This is a genomic window from Mycoplasma sp. 2045 (assembly GCF_024582715.1).
In the GTDB taxonomy this organism is placed as follows: domain Bacteria; phylum Bacillota_I; class Bacilli_A; order Mycoplasmatales; family Metamycoplasmataceae; genus Mycoplasmopsis.
In genome coordinates, this window is record NZ_CP102083.1 from 530,730 (window position 1) to 549,133 (window position 18,404).

16 protein-coding genes, 1 other RNA gene and 2 pseudogenes are annotated in these 18,404 nt (G+C 28.0%); 6 read left to right on the forward strand and 13 right to left on the reverse strand.

Going from position 1 to position 18,404, the window contains the following annotated elements; genetic code table 4:
- Positions 1-13 precede the first annotated feature (13 nt).
- An RNA gene (gene ffs, locus NPA13_RS02105) (signal recognition particle sRNA small type) lies at positions 14-108 on the forward strand.
- A 129-nt stretch (positions 109-237) separates the two neighbouring features.
- On the opposite strand, the gene rplL is transcribed toward ffs, so the two are convergent.
- On the reverse strand, positions 238-609 hold the full coding sequence (gene rplL, locus NPA13_RS02110; protein WP_257088781.1) for a 50S ribosomal protein L7/L12: 372 nt from the start codon (positions 607-609) through the stop codon (positions 238-240).
- Positions 610-640: 31 nt separating this feature from the next.
- On the reverse strand, positions 641-1,138 hold the full coding sequence (rplJ, locus tag NPA13_RS02115; protein ID WP_257088783.1) for a 50S ribosomal protein L10: 498 nt from the start codon (positions 1,136-1,138) through the stop codon (positions 641-643).
- A gap of 458 nt (positions 1,139-1,596) precedes the next feature.
- Here rplJ and NPA13_RS02120 point away from each other — a divergent pair, with 458 nt between their 5' ends.
- Positions 1,597-2,250, forward strand: a complete 654-nt coding sequence (locus tag NPA13_RS02120; protein ID WP_257088785.1) for a hypothetical protein — start codon at positions 1,597-1,599, stop codon at positions 2,248-2,250.
- Positions 2,251-2,367: 117 nt separating this feature from the next.
- On the opposite strand, the gene rplT is transcribed toward NPA13_RS02120, so the two are convergent.
- From rplT to infC, 3 genes are all read right to left on the reverse strand, one after another.
- Positions 2,368-2,718, reverse strand: a complete 351-nt coding sequence (gene rplT / locus NPA13_RS02125) for a 50S ribosomal protein L20 (protein WP_257088787.1) — start codon at positions 2,716-2,718, stop codon at positions 2,368-2,370.
- 62 nt (positions 2,719-2,780) lie between these two features.
- A complete protein-coding gene (gene rpmI, locus NPA13_RS02130) occupies positions 2,781-2,969 on the reverse strand; it encodes a 50S ribosomal protein L35 (protein ID WP_257088789.1) in 189 nt (62 codons plus the stop codon).
- Position 2,970: 1 nt separating this feature from the next.
- The gene (gene infC, locus NPA13_RS02135) at positions 2,971-3,588 is read right to left on the reverse strand and encodes a translation initiation factor IF-3 (protein WP_257089781.1); all 618 of its coding nucleotides are present in this window, start codon (positions 3,586-3,588) and stop codon (positions 2,971-2,973) included.
- A 401-nt stretch (positions 3,589-3,989) separates the two neighbouring features.
- Between infC and whiA the strand changes: the two genes are divergently transcribed.
- The 3 genes and pseudogenes from whiA to NPA13_RS02150 all read left to right on the forward strand — a co-directional run bounded on the left by whiA (position 3,990) and on the right by NPA13_RS02150 (position 7,006).
- Positions 3,990-4,862, forward strand: coding sequence for a DNA-binding protein WhiA (gene whiA, locus NPA13_RS02140; protein WP_257088791.1), 873 nt, complete (start codon positions 3,990-3,992; stop codon positions 4,860-4,862).
- Between the two features lie 183 nt (positions 4,863-5,045).
- Positions 5,046-6,693 (forward strand): annotated as a pseudogene (locus tag NPA13_RS02145) (IS1634 family transposase).
- A gap of 88 nt (positions 6,694-6,781) precedes the next feature.
- A complete protein-coding gene (locus tag NPA13_RS02150) occupies positions 6,782-7,006 on the forward strand; it encodes a helix-turn-helix domain-containing protein (protein WP_257088793.1) in 225 nt (74 codons plus the stop codon).
- Positions 7,007-7,065: 59 nt separating this feature from the next.
- Here the strand turns inward: NPA13_RS02150 and NPA13_RS02155 are convergent, their stop codons facing one another.
- Positions 7,066-8,946 (reverse strand): transglutaminase domain-containing protein, encoded by a 1,881-nt coding sequence (locus NPA13_RS02155; protein ID WP_257089789.1) that lies wholly within the window; start codon positions 8,944-8,946, stop codon positions 7,066-7,068.
- Positions 8,947-9,160: 214 nt separating this feature from the next.
- Here NPA13_RS02155 and NPA13_RS02160 point away from each other — a divergent pair, with 214 nt between their 5' ends.
- On the forward strand, positions 9,161-9,814 hold the full coding sequence (locus NPA13_RS02160; protein ID WP_257088795.1) for a hypothetical protein: 654 nt from the start codon (positions 9,161-9,163) through the stop codon (positions 9,812-9,814).
- 61 nt (positions 9,815-9,875) lie between these two features.
- Here the strand turns inward: NPA13_RS02160 and NPA13_RS02165 are convergent, their stop codons facing one another.
- From NPA13_RS02165 to NPA13_RS02195, 7 genes and pseudogenes are all read right to left on the reverse strand, one after another.
- The gene (locus NPA13_RS02165) at positions 9,876-10,850 is read right to left on the reverse strand and encodes an Eco57I restriction-modification methylase domain-containing protein (RefSeq protein WP_257088797.1); all 975 of its coding nucleotides are present in this window, start codon (positions 10,848-10,850) and stop codon (positions 9,876-9,878) included.
- Positions 10,851-11,168: 318 nt separating this feature from the next.
- Complete coding sequence (locus tag NPA13_RS02170; protein WP_257088799.1) at positions 11,169-11,594, reverse strand: MscL family protein; 426 nt, start codon at positions 11,592-11,594, stop codon at positions 11,169-11,171.
- 143 nt (positions 11,595-11,737) lie between these two features.
- A complete protein-coding gene (gene gyrA, locus NPA13_RS02175; protein ID WP_306428734.1) occupies positions 11,738-14,371 on the reverse strand; it encodes a DNA gyrase subunit A in 2,634 nt (877 codons plus the stop codon).
- Positions 14,372-14,499: 128 nt separating this feature from the next.
- Positions 14,500-14,673: a hypothetical protein gene (locus tag NPA13_RS02180; protein WP_257088801.1), complete on the reverse strand. Its 174-nt coding sequence runs from the start codon at positions 14,671-14,673 to the stop codon at positions 14,500-14,502.
- A gap of 61 nt (positions 14,674-14,734) precedes the next feature.
- Positions 14,735-16,384 (reverse strand): annotated as a pseudogene (locus tag NPA13_RS02185) (IS1634 family transposase).
- A 171-nt stretch (positions 16,385-16,555) separates the two neighbouring features.
- Positions 16,556-17,275 (reverse strand): pseudouridine synthase, encoded by a 720-nt coding sequence (locus NPA13_RS02190; protein WP_373457111.1) that lies wholly within the window; start codon positions 17,273-17,275, stop codon positions 16,556-16,558.
- On the reverse strand, positions 17,275-18,399 hold the full coding sequence (locus NPA13_RS02195) for a nicotinate-nucleotide adenylyltransferase (RefSeq protein WP_257088803.1): 1,125 nt from the start codon (positions 18,397-18,399) through the stop codon (positions 17,275-17,277). The genes NPA13_RS02190 and NPA13_RS02195 overlap by 1 nt, the downstream gene beginning before the upstream one ends.
- Positions 18,400-18,404: the final 5 nt, after the last annotated feature.

Here is an 18,404-nt window from a genome sequence, read left to right on the forward strand (position 1 = left end):
AATGGTGTTATAATATTTAAGCCATCAGAACAGTAACCCACTAACCTGGTCAGGACAGAAATGTAGCAGCCACATGAGGAAGTGCTGTGTCTGGTGGTTTTGTTTAGATATTTTTAAAGAGAGTCTCACGTACAGCCATGAGCTCTCACTTTTTTTATAGTTAATGAGATAAAAAAGAAAAACCTTACAGATTTTGTAAGGTTTTTTAATTATAAATTTGAATTAATTGAAGTTATATTATTCAACTGAAACATCTGCACCAGCTTCAACTAAAGCTGCTCTAATTTGTTCAGCTTCTTCTGGTTTAATGTTTTCTTTAACAACAGCTGGTAATGTGTCAACGATTTTCTTAGCATCCATTAAAGCAACACCTAATAAGTCTTTAACAACTTTAATGATTGCAACTTTTTTACCGTTGTCAGCTTTTAAAACAACTTTAACGCTTGTTTTTTCTTCTGAACCACCTTCAGCAGGAGCTGCAGCAACAGCAACAGCAGCTGTAGGGTCGATTCCGAATTCTTCTTTCATAGCGTCTACAAGTTCCATAACTTCTTTAATTGACATTTCTTTTAATGATTCGATGAATGTTTCTTTTGTTAATTTAGCCATAATATGTTTCCTTTCAAACTAAATATTTTTATTATTCTGTTTTACCTTCACTTACTAATTTAAGTGATAATGAAATTTGTTGTAATGGTGCCATCATTGAACGTGCAAGAATTCCAAGTGCTTCTTCGTATGTTGGAAGAGTAGCAACTTCTTTAACACCTGCAGCGTTGATAACTTTACCTTCAAATGTTCCAGCTTTTACAACTAATAATTTGTGAGTTTTAGCATATTTTGTAAGTAATTTAGCTGCTGACATATCGTCATTGTTTGAGAATGCGAAAATGTTTGGACCAACTAAGTATTCTGCTAAGTCAGCAAATCCTGTTTGTTGTGCTGCTAAGTTGAATAAACGGTTTTTGTAAACTTTGATGTCAACACCAAGTTTTTTAGCTTCTTTTCTGAAATCTTCTAATTCGGAAACTGTTAAACCACGGTATTCAGCAAAAGCAACAGCTTTAGAGTTTTGAATTTTATCAACAATTTCTAAAACAACTTCTTTTTTAGCTGCTTTTAATTTTGATTCTGACATACTTGTGCCTCCCTTCAAAATCTATTATGCAATACAATTTGAACAGGAATGAGATACACTCGGTAACGAATTAAGTATAAGCATTTATACAGTTACTGTCTATATGTATTGCTTTTATATTATATAGCATAACTTAAAAATTAAAATAATACTTTTGATACTTTTATACCTATAGCATAGTAATAAAAGTAGTTTTATGAAATAAAATTAAATTTTTAATTTTCTAATGTTATTGGTAAATTTTGCTAATCAAAAAAATTGTAATTTTCCTATTTTTCACATTTTGTGAAAATTTCAGCTATTTCTTTTTGTTTTTAAATTTTGTCTTTATAATTCATTTACAGCAATCAGAAATTAATCAATTTCTATCGTTGTTTTTATTTCAAATTTAGATTGATAAAACGCATAATTTAATGCACTATTAACAATAAATTTATATAGATTCACAAGGAGACAATATGAGCAAAAATAAACACGTTATTATTTTAATCAATGGAAAAAGACGTAGTGGAAAAGGTTTATTAAGCAATGAACTTTCAAAACAATTAAAACCTCAATTTGAAGATAACACACACATTTTATCTTTTGCACAACCAATTAAACAAATTACTCAACCAATCTTAGATGAAATTAATTGAAATGGTCAAGACAAAGAAATTGTTAGACCACTTTGAATCGCTATGGGGGAAGTTGGAAGAAACATCGATACAAACATTTGATGTTCAAGAGTTTTTGAAAAAATTAAATCAATTGCTAGCGAATCTTCTAAAGTAGGTAAAAGCAGTTTATTCATCATTGACGACTTACGTTTCCCTAATGAGTTAGAATACTTCAAAGGGAACATTAATTCAGTTAGAGAAATGGTTTCACCTGATGATGAAGTTAAAATTGTTTCAATCAGAATTGAAAAATACTTTGACCCTGAAAAATTTGTTAAAGGTGTTGATGACAACTCAACTGAAACAAGTTTTGATAAATTAGTAAACATTAGTTTCGATCATATTGTTCCTCAAAATACATTAATAGATTGAGAATGAAAACCAATCTTTGCTAATGTTGATGTTACAGCTAAAAGTATCATTAGAAACTTTGTTGACAAACCTCAAAATTAATTTATATAGCTTATATACTATCTCGGAAGTTTATTCCGAGATTTTATTTTGCAATTTTAAGACATCAAAAAGCAAAATAAAACACATCCATTCGGATGTGTGAATAGCAATTTAAAATTAAGCTTGTTTTGCAATATCAACTAAAACTGCAAATGTTTTTGGTTCGTTGATAGCTAATTCTGAAAGCATTTTACGGTTAATTGTAACACCTGCTCTTTTTAAACCGTTAATAAATCTTGAGTAGCTCATTCCTTCTGCTCTAACTGCAGCGTTGATACGAGCGATTCATAATTTACGGAAGTTTCTTTTAACTTGTTTACGGTCTCTGAAAGCGTATGTTCAAGATTTTACAACTGCTTGTTTAGCAACTTTGTAACCGATTGATTTGTGTCCAAAATATCCCTTAGCTAATTTTATTCATTTTTTACGTCTTGCTCTTGTAACTGTTCCACCTTTAACTCTTGCCATAATTTAATTCCTTTCTTAAATAATGTTAATTATTATCTTGTTTATGAATTAACTTAACAAGATTAGATTAAAGCTTTAAATCTTTTAAGGTCTGATTTAGACATAAGAGCAGCTTTACGTGAGTGACGTTTTTGTTTTGTAGTTTTGTTTTGTGCTAAGTGTGAACGGTAAGCTTGTTCTCTTAAGATTTTACCTGTTCCTGTAACTTTAATACGTTTTTTTAACGCACTTTTAGTTTTCATTTTTGGCATTTTATTCTCCTTCTTTAGCATCTTGATCTTTTGATTCAAGATTCTTTTCTTTTTGGTATCTAAGTACTTTTTGTTTATTTGGTTGGAGATTCATGTCAAGGAAACGATTATTGATTAATTTAGGTTCTGATGTGATTTCAGCGATATCTTCTAATGTTGCGAAGAATTTTTCTAAAGTCTTGATTCCTAAATCTTTCATCAATAATTCACGTCCTCTTAATTTTAATGAAACTTTGATACGGTCACCTTTTAAAAGAAATTCTCTAGCTTTTCTACTTTTTGTAAGTAAATCATTTTCTCCGATCATCGCAGTTAATCTAACTTCACGATTTTGGATAATTGTTTGTTTTTCTTTCAGTTCTTTATTTTTCTTTTTACGGTCATATTTAAATTTACCGTAATCAAGAATACGACAGATTGGTTTAGGTTCAACGCTTATTAAAACTAAGTCCATTCTCTGGCTTTTTGCCAATTCAATTGCTTCAGATGTGTACATTACACCTATTTTTTCTTGGTCTGCTCCAATTACAAAAACTTGTTTGAATGGGATATCAGAATTTACGTAATGTTCTGAAGGTGTTTTCTTTCCTTTTGCTTGAATAATATACTCCTTAAATAAATGTTAAGTAAAAAGTGGTTTCCCACTTCCTTGTTCTACTAAAAAAGGTATCAGAATTTTTGATACGTTTAATTGTAGCTAAACCCAAGACTATGGTCATCAGGTGAGAAGTGTCTTCTACTTTTCTGCAATTTAAACTTTTATATTGCTTTTTAATTTTATCAAAAAAATTTTTTTTGATTAACCTTACATATAACTATGTTATATGTTATTTTTAACTAATATGCCTATGTGTAAGGTAAAAAAGTTTTAAAAATTTCATTTATTCAAGTAATTACAAATAAATTTATTTTATTCGACTGTCTAAATCCAACTTTTATATGCATTTTTATGAACTAAAAATATTGCTTATTTGTTAAAAAATAACTTACATAAAATGTTATATTTTTTATAATTAAACTATGAATAAAGAACATAAAACATCATTTAGTTGGGAGCTAAAAAAAGAAGTCATAAACAATTTATCTAAACCACACGAAATTAAGAGATTTTTAAGTGGTTTACTTTTTTGTGCTGCAGAAGTTGAAAAAGATTTTTATGTTCTCAAAATTAAAAATGAATATCTTTATTCAAAATTACTTAGAAAACTTGAAAAAATTAATATTAAACCAATCATTAATCTAAAATGAAAAACTAAAATCTTAATTAAGATTTCTGACCTTGAAATGATTGAGGAAATTGATTTTAAAGATTCACTCACAAGTTTTTTTGCTGGTGTATTCTTTGGGAGTGGTAGCATCTCAGGAAAATCATCAACTTCATACCACTTAGAAATTTCTTCACATAATCCTGGACACTTAGTAAAAATTCAAGAAAAACTAAATCAATATGACTTTAATTTCAACTTCTTGAATAGAAATAATAAATACATAATTTACCTTAAAAATAAGGAAAAAGTTATTGACTTTCTAGCAGCTATTGATGCTAAAAAGTCTTGGTATAAGCTTCAAAACATAATTATTGCTCGTGACTTTGAAAATGTTGTTAACCGTATTAATAATATTGATATGAGTAATATTAATAAGATTGCAAAGAGTACAATTAAACATATTGAAAACATTAACTATATGTTTGAAAATGGATTAGATATTTATTTCACAGACAATCAACTTGTTTTATTTAGATTAAAAGTTGAAAATAAATGATTGTCGCTTCCTGAATTGTCAAATTTACTTAACACTGAACATAATATGTATGTTTCCAAAAGTGGAATTAACCACTGATTTAGAAAACTTAATGAAATTGTTACAGAACACAAAAATACTAAAAAATAGAATTTTTGCATCTCAATAACTTGAGATGTTTTTTAATCAAAAAAGCAGACATTTCCTGAGTTTCCAAGTTGGAAGCTCATTTTTTATAATTTTTAAACTCTACTTATATACTATGTATATAAGTAAAAATCAAAAATTTTTATTTTTACAATGATTACAATGATAATAGTGTATAATTAAAGCATGAGCAATTACATTTTATATAAAAGAAACAACCCAAAGGTATCTATTTAGCAATTGGAATTTCAAAAGGTTATGGTAAAGGAATTGGCGATTTAGTCGGTTTAGGCTATTGAGAAGAAATCAAAGATAAATATTCTTTGCAAAACATTGATGATTTAAAGGCAATCGCAAAATTAGTTCCATTTACAAACAACAAAGTTGAAGCAAAGAGCAAATTTTTGAATTGCTAGAGCCAACATCTGTTGAAACCAATGTTAAAAATGTTGGAATTGATTTAATTTACAAAATTATCAAAGAACTAGACTTATTTAGTTCATTGCCAAAAAGCAAGCACAAATCATTAGAAGAAGTTCTTGAATTTATCATTGGAACCAGAATTATTTTTCCAAGAAGCTACATTTGTCAATATAAAAACAAAAATGATTTTTTACACAATGTTGAAATTAAAAAATCATCAATTTATAACTATTTTGATACTTTTTTAACAAATAAAGAAACTATTTTGTTCAATCTTTACAATAAATTACAAGAGTTAACTAATAGAAACAGTAAACAATTACACTTTGACAATACAACTGTTTATTTTGAAAGTTTTTCAAGAAAAGGCGTAAGACAAAAAGGTTTTTCAAAAGACGGCAAACATGATGAAGACCAAATTGTAATAGCAATGGCAACAGACAATAATGGAATACCTTTTCATTACAAAATTTTTGAAGGAAATACTGCTGATTCACAAACTTTAATTAAGTTTTTAATTGAAATGGAAAGAATTTACAAAATTAAAGACGTGTCAATTATTGCCGACAGATGAATTAGTCAAAATGCTAACTTAAGATTTTTAGAACAGAAAGGATATAAATACATCGTTCAAAAACGTATTGATAACCTTAGCGAAGCAGACAAAAATTCATCATTGAAGATAAAGATTATATGTTGGAACATGAAATGTTTTCAAAAAGCAGATTTGTGGAATCTGTTTGAGCAAACAATAGAAAAAGAAAAGATTTAATCAAACACTTAGAAAACAAATAGTTTACTTTAGTCCAGCAAAGAGAAGCTTGACAGATTAAAAGAGCTTTTTCGATATCAAAATATGAGAAAAATCAATAAATAATGTAATTTGCTTAAGCGATCTTGTTCCAGAATATAAGAAAAATATATGGATGTTGAAGGCAAAACAATTGCCAAACTAAATTACTCTAAAATTAAAAAAATAGCTGATCAAGATGGTTTCTATATGATTGAAACCAACATACCAGATTTAACAGCGCAAAGAGCTAATGAAATTTATAAACAACAATGAAAAATTGAAGAAGGTTTTAGAACATTGAAATCTTCGCTTGAAGTTAGACCGATGTTTGTTCATAAAGATTCTCACATTCAAGCACATGTTTTCTTGTGTTTCTTAGCGTTGATTGTCTTAAAATACTCAATTTACAAACTTAAAAAGTTCTATGAAGATAATGGTGAAATTCAAAAAGTAACTATGAATATGTTTATAGATGCCTTAAAACTTATAACAATAACAACTAAAACTGTAAATGGTAAAGTTGTTGTTGAAATCATTAATAATTTAGATCCAAATCATTACGAATTAAACAAAATATATAAAGATTTTTCATTTGTTATAGAAAATCTATCATTGTAATTAAAAATACAAAAAAACGAAAACGCCTTATTTATAGGTGTTTTCGTTTTTTAACCCTTTTAACTTGGAAACTCAGGACATTAACTATATGTTTGAAAATGGATTAGATATTTATTTCACAGACAATCAACTTGTTTTATTTAGATTAAAAGTTGAAAATAAATGATTGTCGCTTCCTGAATTGTCAAATTTACTTAACACTGAACATAATATGTATGTTTCCAAAAGTGGAATTAACCACTGATTTAGAAAACTTAATGAAATTGTTACAGAACACAAAAATACTAAAAATAGAATTTTTGCATCTCAATAACTTGAGATGTTTTTTTAATCAAAAAAAGCAGACATTTTAGTCTGCTTCAATTTCTGTTGTTATTGTAAGTTTAAGTCAAATAACTTAACTAATTTGCTTTCTGAATTTTGATCTCCAAATGAAAATTCAAGTTTGTTTTCTTTTTGATTTAGGAAGATAAAGAAGTTTTTGTAATCTCCACTATATACAAATTCTTTTTTAAGTTCTGCTGTCTTAATGTTGTATGAATAAATGTAGTTACCATTATCATCTTTAGCCATAAAGAACATTTTATCGCCGTGCATAGCAGCCTTTGGTAAAACTTTTAAACTTAATCCGTTGACTAATGAACTAAATCCATCAACTGTGTGAATTGAGTTTTCAATATTTTCATTTGGAATTGTTTTGTTTGTTTCTACATATTGCAATTTAGGTTGATTATCTTTTGTTGAAACAAAATATAACTTATGATCATTATAGTTTAACGATGAAATTTTTTCTCCATCTGCATACATATCTTTAAGTTTGTAAGCTCATTTATTAAATAATGAATTATGCATTTCTTGAGAAATAAAGTTAATCGCTTCATTTGAACCGTCATTTGGCCCTAAATCAAATAATGTGAAATCTGTTGTGACTGCATTTTGATGATTGAAAAAGTTTTTCATTTCAAAATCTAAATCAATTTCACCTGATTTTCCTAGAGGGAAGTATTTTTCAGCTTTACCTGTATCTGAATGTGTTGGATCAGTTGAGAATCATTTACCATCTTCATTTTGAATATTTAATCAAGTATGATAGTCGCCTTGCATCACTTTGTATGGAATATTTAAGTTAGATAAAAGTAATGCCATTTGATCAACATAATGTCTACATACACCTTTATGTTCTATGTAAGCAAAGTCAAGTGAGTTCATTGTTTCTGTACCTGGTTTAGTTTTATAAATTAAGTTTTCTAAAACGTATTTACCTAGCACATAGAGTTTTTCATAAGTATTCATTGAGTTATCGACTAAACTAAGTGCATTTTCAACGTATTTATCAACAACTTGATTCATATCATTTCTTCTAAAGTCATTTGCATTTATTAAAATTCCATAAACTTTATTCTGTGGTGTAACTTCAAATGAAATTGATGATGTTGAAACTAATGAAATTTGTTTGAAATTTCTAAAACCTGATTTTAAGAAATCTTTAACAACTTCATAATATGTATCAGCAGGAATTAAATATCCATTTTTATCATAATTGATTCTTCCATTTAATGGTTTGTAGTTTTCTTCATTTGAATGATCTTCATTTTTATCTGAAACAACTCTTTGAACGATTTCTTTGAAATGTTCTCTAACGTCATCAATTGTCATTTCAGATTTTAAAGAATAAGTAGGAGGATTTATCGCAGCTAATTGCTTATTAAAACCTTTAACAAATGTTGAAAACATTTTGTTAATTTTTGCATATTCTTCTTTAGCAGATTCTGCGTTATTCCCTACTACAGTATCTCACTCATCAATTACTGTATTAATTTTGCCAAAAATTACATCGGCAAAATTTTTGTAAGATTTATATTGCTCATCAGTTCCTTCAGGTCTAGCCATATGAAATACAAATGATTCAGCACGTCCTTTATAAACATTTGCGTAATCGTTCAAATAATTATTAAAATCAACTCTTGTTTGCTCAATTTGTGATTTATATGATTCAACACTATTTAATTTTTCTGGAGCATTCGGTTCCGGATTAACAGGTTGCGCAGGTTGCTCTGGTTCAGTATCAGGATTTGTCGGTTCTGGATCTGGTGCAGGAGTAGGATTTACAGGTTTTGATTCTATTGGTGTAGGTTTTTCTGGCTCAGCAGGCGTCGGCTCTTCAGTATTTTTAGTACCACAAGAAATTGCTGAAATCAACAAACTTGTTGCAGGTGCTAAAAATAATAATTTAAATAAACTTGATTTTTTCATAAGTCTCCATCTGTAAGTAAAAACAAATAATTACTTTACTTACTCTTTATATAATTAAATGATATAACATTTATTATGTTTTCAACTAATTAAATTAATTTATTCCAAATTTAAATCAATCACATTGATTGATTACTCTAAACTTTTCTACATTGAAAATTAGTTTCAAATTTAGTATAATAAAATTACTAGAAAATAAAATAGAGTGTTATTTATGGATAGATATAGCAAAATAATTGAAGAAAAATGAAAAAACGAAAGAGAAAAACTTAAGGAAGAAATTAAAGAAAACGGAATTCCTGAATGACTAGAATTAAAAATTAAAAAAGTTGTTGATAGAGTATTCTTAGATAAAAAGTATGAAGACAAAATAAGAGAGTCATTACTAACTGACGATGTTTTATTATCTTTCCTTATGAAAGATCCTAAAAGACAAAATATCTATGAAAGTGTCTTTAAAGATGAATTAACAAAAATTGGAGTAAATGTTCAAAAACTAAATCCTAAAGGAGCTGAAGCTCTTTATTTACTCAATGATGAAATTGTTCATAATTCAAATGACAAACCAAGAGAACTAAAATCACTAGATTTTGTCATACAACATAACAGTAAGACAATTTATGTTGTAAATAAATATACAAATGAATGTGGTGGAGCTCAAGATAATCAATACAATGATGTTATTATCCAACTTAAAAATCTTGGCCCTAACACTGTTGATTCAGTGTGATTTTGTTTAGATGGTCAATATTACACAGAAAGCAGAATACAAGCACTAAAAGATATTAATGAAAATGCTATTATCCTTGATCTTGATAAATTAATTACGAAATTACAAACTAACTCAATTAAAAAATTAAGACGGTAAATTTGGACTAAACTAAGATAAGAAAAGTAGACAGAAAACAAAAACTGTCTACTTTTCATTTCTAAATTTGTATTGAATTTATTATTTTTTTTGCAGTTTCAAAATCTAATCTTTTTCTAAAATGACCTGTTCTCGAAACACCTTTAAATGAAGCTCATAAATAATCGCAATGATTGTTTCTTAATTCCTGAATTTTTTTATTGAATGCTTCTATTAATTCTTCATCCACTTCTACATCTTCAATTAACAATTTCACTTTATGTCTATCAGTAGATTTGACTTGATCATTTGATTTTCATTCAGAATCGTGAAACTTAATATTTGTTTTGTCTTTTGTGTTATCACCTGTATTTATGCAAAGATTTCCTGAAACAACATTAAATCTTATATTTCATTCATTTCTTTGCTTTAGGATTTTTTGTTCCTTATTTCTTAAGTTTTTATAACTATCTATGAACTTATTATTTTCATAAAGTAAGAAGTCACCATCATCTTTTAGATTATCAAAATAAGCTAAAGCAACGGGGTGCTCAGTATCATTGAAATTTTCCTTGTCTGGTAATAATTGAAAAATAACTAACTTTTCAATTAATTTTTGATCTTCTTTTCTATTACTATTAATAAGTGTTGTAGGAATAATTGCAACTGTGAATCTAACATTGCTTATACATCTATCTAATGATAGTTTGTATAAATCATCGTAATTTTGAAAATCAGCATCTATTTTCATTCTTCTAGCAGAATGCTTTGATAAATATGGGGGATTAGTTACTATTAAATCAAAGTCTTTATAGAATCAATTGTTAATACTATCGTTTTTCTTTACATTTGAGTTTTTAGGTTCTAAATCAAAAGATTCATACTTCAATTTTTGATTTTTTTCTTGTAAGAATCTAATTAAATTATTAGCACCTGCGAAAGGTTCTAAGATATTTTTATTTCATAACTCATTTTTAGACATAAACTCTTGAAAAACAGAGTTATTTTCAAAAACATTTCTTTCTGTGAAGAATTGTCCGTATTGAATCTTGTTCATATTTACCATACACCTTTCGCTAATTTATTTTATTTTTAAAACCAAAATTTAACTCATTTTGTGTATTTAACCATAGTCTCTAATCCTAATTTTATTATAGCATTTTCAACTGGACTGGCCTTTTATTCTTAAGTCTATATTGTAATAATTTTAGTAAATATTTATTCATTTAACAGCTTTTAAGAATCTTGAAAATCGCACTTTAAATAATTCATACATTTATGTGATATCAACTATTGTCGGTAAATCACTTTTGTTTGAAAAAGTCAGAAAAAAACTACCTTGTTAATTAAAAGGTAGCATTTGATTTTGGATAGATTATTTTTTATCCATTTTGTCATTAAGTTTAACTAATTCTTTTAAGATTAATTCTTCTGTTGTAGGTTTAGCTGGAGCTTCAACAACTGCTGGTCTTTTGGCAGCTTTGTGAGCCGCAATAGCGTTAGCAATTAAGAAGTATCCTAATAAAATTGCAAATACAACAAACGAAACAATAATAAATGTTAATAATGCAGCTAAGAATTTTCCGTAAAGAACACCATTTGATTCCATTTTTGCTAATTCGTCAAATCCTAATACTTTAGAAATTGGGTTCATAATAATATCATTTGCTAATGAAGCAACTAAAGCACTGAATACTGCTCCTAAAATGAAAGCAATAGCTAATAATAAAATGTTTCCACGTTTTAAATTGTTTTTAGCATCAACTAATGACTTTTTGAAAATTGAAGGTTTTTTAGACATTTCAATTCCTTTCCAAATTAAGTTTTTTATATATTTTTATCATTTTGTATTTTAATAAATTAACTACGCTATTATACCCTTTTTTAACTTAATGCAAGCAACAAAAAAATGATGCTAATTTATTTTTAGCATCATTTTACTTCTTAATTATCTTGTGAAATAACTTCAACAGCAACAATTGAATCGTTGTCTTTTAAGTTAATAATTTTTACACCTTTAGCATTTCTTCCTGTTTCAGAAATTTGGTTAATTTGAGTTCTTATTGTTGAACCTGATGATGTAATTACTAAAAGTTCATCGTTTGTATTAACAAATCTAGCAAATACTAAGTTCCCAGCTTTGTTACTATCAATGCCAGCAACTCCTTTAGAACCTCTTCTTGTTAATCTAAATTGTTCTTTGTCTGTAAGTTTTCCAAATCCTTTTTCACCAAGTGTAAGGATTAATGAACCTTCACTATCTGATGAAGCTGATACAACTTCTTGATTATCATCAAGTTTAATTCCCTTAACTCCTAACGAATTTCTTGAAAGTGGTCTAATGTCATCAGATTTGAACATACATACATTTCTATAGTTGTTTGCGATTAATACAGATTCTTCATTTCCAATCACAAATGCTCTAACTAACTGATCACCTTCTTTTAATTTAAATGCAATAAGTCCATTTTTTCTAATGTTTGCAAATAATTTAAGATCAGATTTTTTAAACATACCTTGTTTAGTTACAGTTACTAAATATTGATCATCTGAGAATTTATCAACATTAAGAATTGAGATAATTTTTTCTCCATTTTCAACATCTAACCCTGAAAGTATGTTTACAAAAGGAACTCCTTTTGATTGTTTTGAACCTTCTGGAATTTGGTGTCCTCTTAATACATAAACTTTACCAATGTTTGAGAATAATAATAAGTTTGTATGTGTTGATGCATGAATAATCATTGCAATATCATCATCTTCGTAAGTTTTCATACTTACTGAACCAACTCCACCTCTACGTTGTGTGTTGTATTCATCTAAGTCAATTCTCTTTACATAACCTTTTGAGCTTGATGTAATAACAATTTCTCTTTCATGGATTAAATCTTCATCTGAAATAACACCAACAGCCGATTCATCAATAACAGTTCTACGTTTGTCATTGAATTTTTCTTTGATTTCTTCAAGTTCTAAAACAATTTGGTTAATTAATTTTTCTTCTGAAGATAAAATGTCTTTGTAATGAGCTATTTCAACATTTAATTCACTAATTTCAAGATCCATTTTTTCAATGTTTAATCCTGTTAATCTGCTTAAACGCATTTCAAGGATAGCTTTTGTTTGTCTTTCAGTTAAATTAAATCTGCTTGATAATTTTTCTTGAGCTTCAGCATCTGTTTTAGATTGTTTAATTATTTTAACTACTTCATCAATGTTTGATACAGCAATTTTTAATCCAGCTAAAATATGAGCACGTTCTTCTGCTTTATTTAAATCAAATTTAAGTCTTCTTGAAACAACATCTTTTTGGTGTTCGATAAACACTTCAAGAGCTTGTTTTAAGTTTAATGTTTTAGGTTCTCCATTAACAATAGCAACTAAGTTAAAGTTGAATGATGTTTGGATATTTGATTTTTGAAATAACTTGTTTAAAAGAATGTGTGGATTTACACCTTTTTTAACATCGATAACTAAACGAATACCTTCTCTGTTTGATTCATCTCTTAAGTCTGTAATTCCTTCAACAACTTTTGCTTTGTGTAATTCAGCAATCTTTTCAATGATTGTAGTTTTTTTAATTGCATAAGGAATTTCTCTAATAATAATTTTTGATTTTCCATTAGGTTGCTCAATAACTTCACATTTTGAACGAACAGGAATACTTCCTCTTCCAGTTTCATATGCTTCTAAAATTCCTTTTGTTCCAAGGATAATTGCACCAGTTGGGAAGTCAGGTCCTTTAATGTGTTGCATTAATTCTCTAACTGTAATTTCAGGATTTTTAGCAAGAGCAATAGCCGCATCAATTGATTCACCTAAGTTGTGTGGTGGAATTTCAGTTGCCATACCAACAGCAATCCCTGATGAACCTGAAACAAGTAAGTTAGGAAATCTTGAAGGTAATACTGTAGGTTCCTTTTCACTTCCATCATAGTTATCTACAAAATCAACTGTATCTTTTTTAATTCCTTCTAACATTTCAGAAGCAATTTTAGACATTCTTGCTTCTGTATAACGCATAGCAGCAGCAGAGTCACCATCGATTGATCCGAAGTTACCATGTCCATCTACAAGTGGATAACGCATTGAGAAATCTTGAGCCATACGAACCATAGCTTTATAAACTGATGAATCACCGTGTGGGTGATATTTCCCTAAAACATCCCCTACAATACGAGCTGATTTACGATGTTGTGAACCAGGTGTGATTCCTAATTCTGACATATCATAAAGAATTCTACGGTGAACCGGTTTAAGTCCATCACGTGCATCTGGAAGAGCACGTGAAACAATAACGCTCATAGAGTACTCAAGGAATGATTGCTTCATTTCGTTATCAATAACAATTGGAATTAATCCTTCTGTTGGTGACTCAATGATTTGAGATTGAACTTGATATTCATCATTGTTTTGAGGTAATTCTTCCTCTTCTTCAACTTGCTCAACTACTGGTTGTTTTTTCCTGAAGATCATTTTGTTATTTTCTTCATATTCAAATTCTGTATCGTCTGAAGCTTTTAATGTAACATCAATTTCTTCAATTAATTTCTTGTCTTTGTCTTTATTGTCTATCATACAAACTCCTAACAGGATATATTTAAATGTAATTTAAATATATTATATATTTTTTACAAATTTATATAACATACATTATTTTTACCTTTTACAACAGTGTGCAAGCTTTAAAAGTAAAAAAACAAAGACTATTTTTTAGCCTTTGGTTTGTTTAGTCACGTTTTTAAAGTTTTAACTTCTTTGATTGTAAGTGGTCTATATTTTCCTACAGGAATGTTTTCAACTGTAATTCCACCATATTCAACTCTTTTAAGATTGATAACTTCTTTATCAACTAATTTGAATAATTCCTGAGTTTCCAAGTTAAAGGGATAAAAACGAAAACACCTACAAATAAGGCGTTTTCGTTTTTGTTATTTTTAATTACAATGATAGATTTTCTATAACAAATGAAAAATCTTTATATATTTTGTTTAATTCATAATGGTTTGGATCTAAATTATTAATAATTTCACCAACAACTTTACCATTCACAGTTTTAGTTGTTATTGTTATAAGTTTTAAGGCATCCACAAACATATTCATAGTTACCTTTTGAATTTCACCATTATCTTCATAGAACTTTTTGAGTTTGTAAATTGAGTATTTTAAAACAATCAACGCTAAGAAACATAAGAAAACATGCGCTTGAATGTGAGAATCTTTATGAACAAACATTGGTCTAACTTCAAGCGAAGATTTCAATGTTCTAAAATCTTCTTCAATTTTTCATTGTTGTCTATAAATTTCATTAGCTCTTTGTGCTGTTAAATTAGGTATGTTGGTTTCAATCATATAGAAACCATCTTGATCAGCTATTTTTTAATTTTAGAGTAATTTAATTTGGCAATTGTTTTGCCTTCAACATCCATATATTTTTCTTGTATTCTGGAACAAGATCACTTAAGCAAATTACATTATTAATTGATTTTTCTCATATTTTGCTATCGAAAAAGCTCTTTTATTCTGTCAAGCTTTTCTTTTGCTGGGCTAAAGTAAACTATTTGTTTTCTAAGAGTTTGATTAAATCTTTTCCTTTTTCTATTGTTTGCTCAAACAGATTCCACAAATCTGCTTTTTGAAAACATTTCATGTTCCAACATATAATCTTTATCTTCGATGATGAATCTTTTATCTGCTTCGCTAAGGTTATTGATACGTTTTTGGACGATGTATTTATAGCCTTTCTGTTCTAAAAATCTTAAGTTAGCATTTTGACTAATTCCTCTGTCGGCAATGATTGTTATGTCTTTAATCTTGTAAATTCTTTCCATTTCAATTAAAAACTTAATTAAAGTTTGTGAATCGGCAGTATTTCCTTCAAAAATTTTGTAATGAAAAGGTATTCCATTATTGTCTGTCGCCATTGCTATTACAATTTGGTCTTCATCATGCTTGCCGTCTTTTGAAAAACCTTTTTGTCTTACGCCTTTTCTTGAAAAACTTTCAAAATAAACAGTTGTATTGTCAAAGTGTAATTGTTTACTGTTTCTATTAGTTAATTCTTGTAATTTATTGTAAAGATTGAATAAAATAGTTTCTTTGTTTGTTAAAAAGTATCAAAATAGTTATAAATTGATGATTTTTTAATTTCAACATTGTGTAAAAAATCGTTTTTGTTTTTATATTGACAAATGTAGCTTCTTGGAAAAATAATTCTGGTTCCAATGACAAATTCAAGAACTTCTTCTAATGATTTGTGTTTGCTTTTTGGCAATGAACTGAATAAATCTAGTTCTTTGATAATTTTGTAAATTAAATCAATTCCAACATTTTTAACATTGGTTTCAACAGATGTTGGCTCTAACAATTCAAAAATTTGCTCTTTGCTTCAACTTTGTTGTTTGTGAATGGAACTAATTTTGCGATTGCCTTTAAATCATCAATGTTTTGCAAAGAATATTTATCTTTGATTTCGTCTCAATAGCCTAGACCAACTAAATCACCAATTCCTTTACCATAACCTTTTGAAATCCCAATTGCTAAATAGATGCCTTTAGGGTTGTTTCTTTTATATAAAATGTAATTGCTCATGCTTTAATTATACACTATTATCATTGTAATCATTGTAAAAAATAAAAATTTTTTGATTTTTACTTATATACATAGTATATAAGTAGAGTTTAAAAATTATAAAAAATGAGCTTCCTACTTGGAAACTCAGGTTACAACAGTGTGCAAGCTTTAAAAGTAAAAAAACAAAGACTATTTTTTAGCCTTTGGTTTGTTTAGTCACGTTTTTAAAGTTTTAACTTCTTTGATTGTAAGTGGTCTATATTTTCCTACAGGAATGTTTTCAACTGTAATTCCACCATATTCAACTCTTTTAAGATTGATAACTTCTTTATCAACTAATTTGAATAATTCCTTAACGTGATGGTAAGTACCTTGTGTCAAAACAACAAAGTAACTTTTTGATTCAATGTGAATAACTTGTTGGTTTGAAAATTTCTTGTTAATAATTACAGGTTTGTTTAATTTAGCTAATTCTTTTTTATCAAGCGGTTCATTTAATCTAGCTCTATAAACTCTTACAACTTCATATGATGGGTGCATTAATTTATTAGCCAAATCTCCATCATTTGTAAGAATAAGAACTCCGGTTGTATCGTAATCTAATCTACCTACAGGAAAAATTTTGTAAGGTGTATCAATTAAATCAGTAACTTTTGCTCTATTGAAATTATCTTTAAGTGTACATACAGTTTTTGGTGGTTTATTTAGAACAAAATAAACTTTTTGTTCTTCACCATTAATTGGTAATCCATCAACTAAAATTTCATCATTAAATGAAGCTTTATCACCTAATTTAGCTATATAACCATTAACAGAAATTCTTCCATCTAAAATCATTTGTTCAGCTTCTCTTCTTGAAGCAACCCCTGCTTTAGAGAGAATTTTTTGTAATCTTTCTTGCATTTGCATTAGTTACCTTCTTTCAAATCTATATCTAAAGGCGATTTACCACTTCTGTATTTGTTATATAAAGCAAGCTGCTTATCTGAAAAGACAACTCCTTTGTTAATGTTATAATCATAAGCATCTTGAACTGCTTGTGAAAATCCTGCTTTTAAATCTTTTAAAACTAGAGCTCTTACTTTTTGGATACCAGGATACTTTCTTCCTTGACAAATTTTGTCAGCTATATAAACCACAATATCAAGCGGCGTCATATTTTCTCTCATAGATGTGTGATATTTAACTGCATTTAAAATATCTTCATTTTTAATTCTCAAAGCATGTTTAAGAATTAAGTAACCTGTGTATTGGTGCAGCATATGGTTTTCAAAACTATCTAATAATTCAGGTTCATTTTCTTTAATTATCTGAATTGAAACTTCTGGATCAATTTCTTTTGCGATGTCGTGAACTAACCCTGCAAAATAAGCGTCTCTAGCAGATAGCCCATGTGCTTTTGCAAGTGCAACTGCAAATTCAGCACAAGACATAGAGTGCTTTGCTCTAAGTGCTGTAAGTGTATTGAAAATAATTTGCTCTATATATAATCTGTGTTCTGCAATGTAATCTGCAACAACTTCTGGAACGAAGTTTAATTCACCTTTTTTATATAAAGTAGATGATTCAGGTCTAATTGGGTTGTTTAAAATTAAAACATTATATTTTTTTGCATAAATTTTGTTGAAATTGTTACTTCTTTTGAAAACAACAATTTTTGCAAGCTTACAAATTTCATCAATATTTTTTCATTTATTAAGTGACATTAAGTTGTCTGAACCAATGAGCAAGAATAATTGGTCATTTTTGTATTTGTTTTTAAAGTATTTAAGTGTGTCAATTGTATAACTAACTCCACCACGTTTAACTTCAAAATCAGATACTTCGATTTTATCTTCTCCAGCTGTTGCTAATTGAATCATTTTAATCCTGTGCTCACCTGAAGCAGTTTTTTTAGTTGTCTTAAATGGTGATGAATATGCAGGAACAAAAATTAATTTATCTAAATTAAGTTCATTAATTGCATATTTAGCAATTTCTAAATGACCCTTATGAACCGGATCAAATGAACCACCAAAAATCCCTATTTTCATAATAC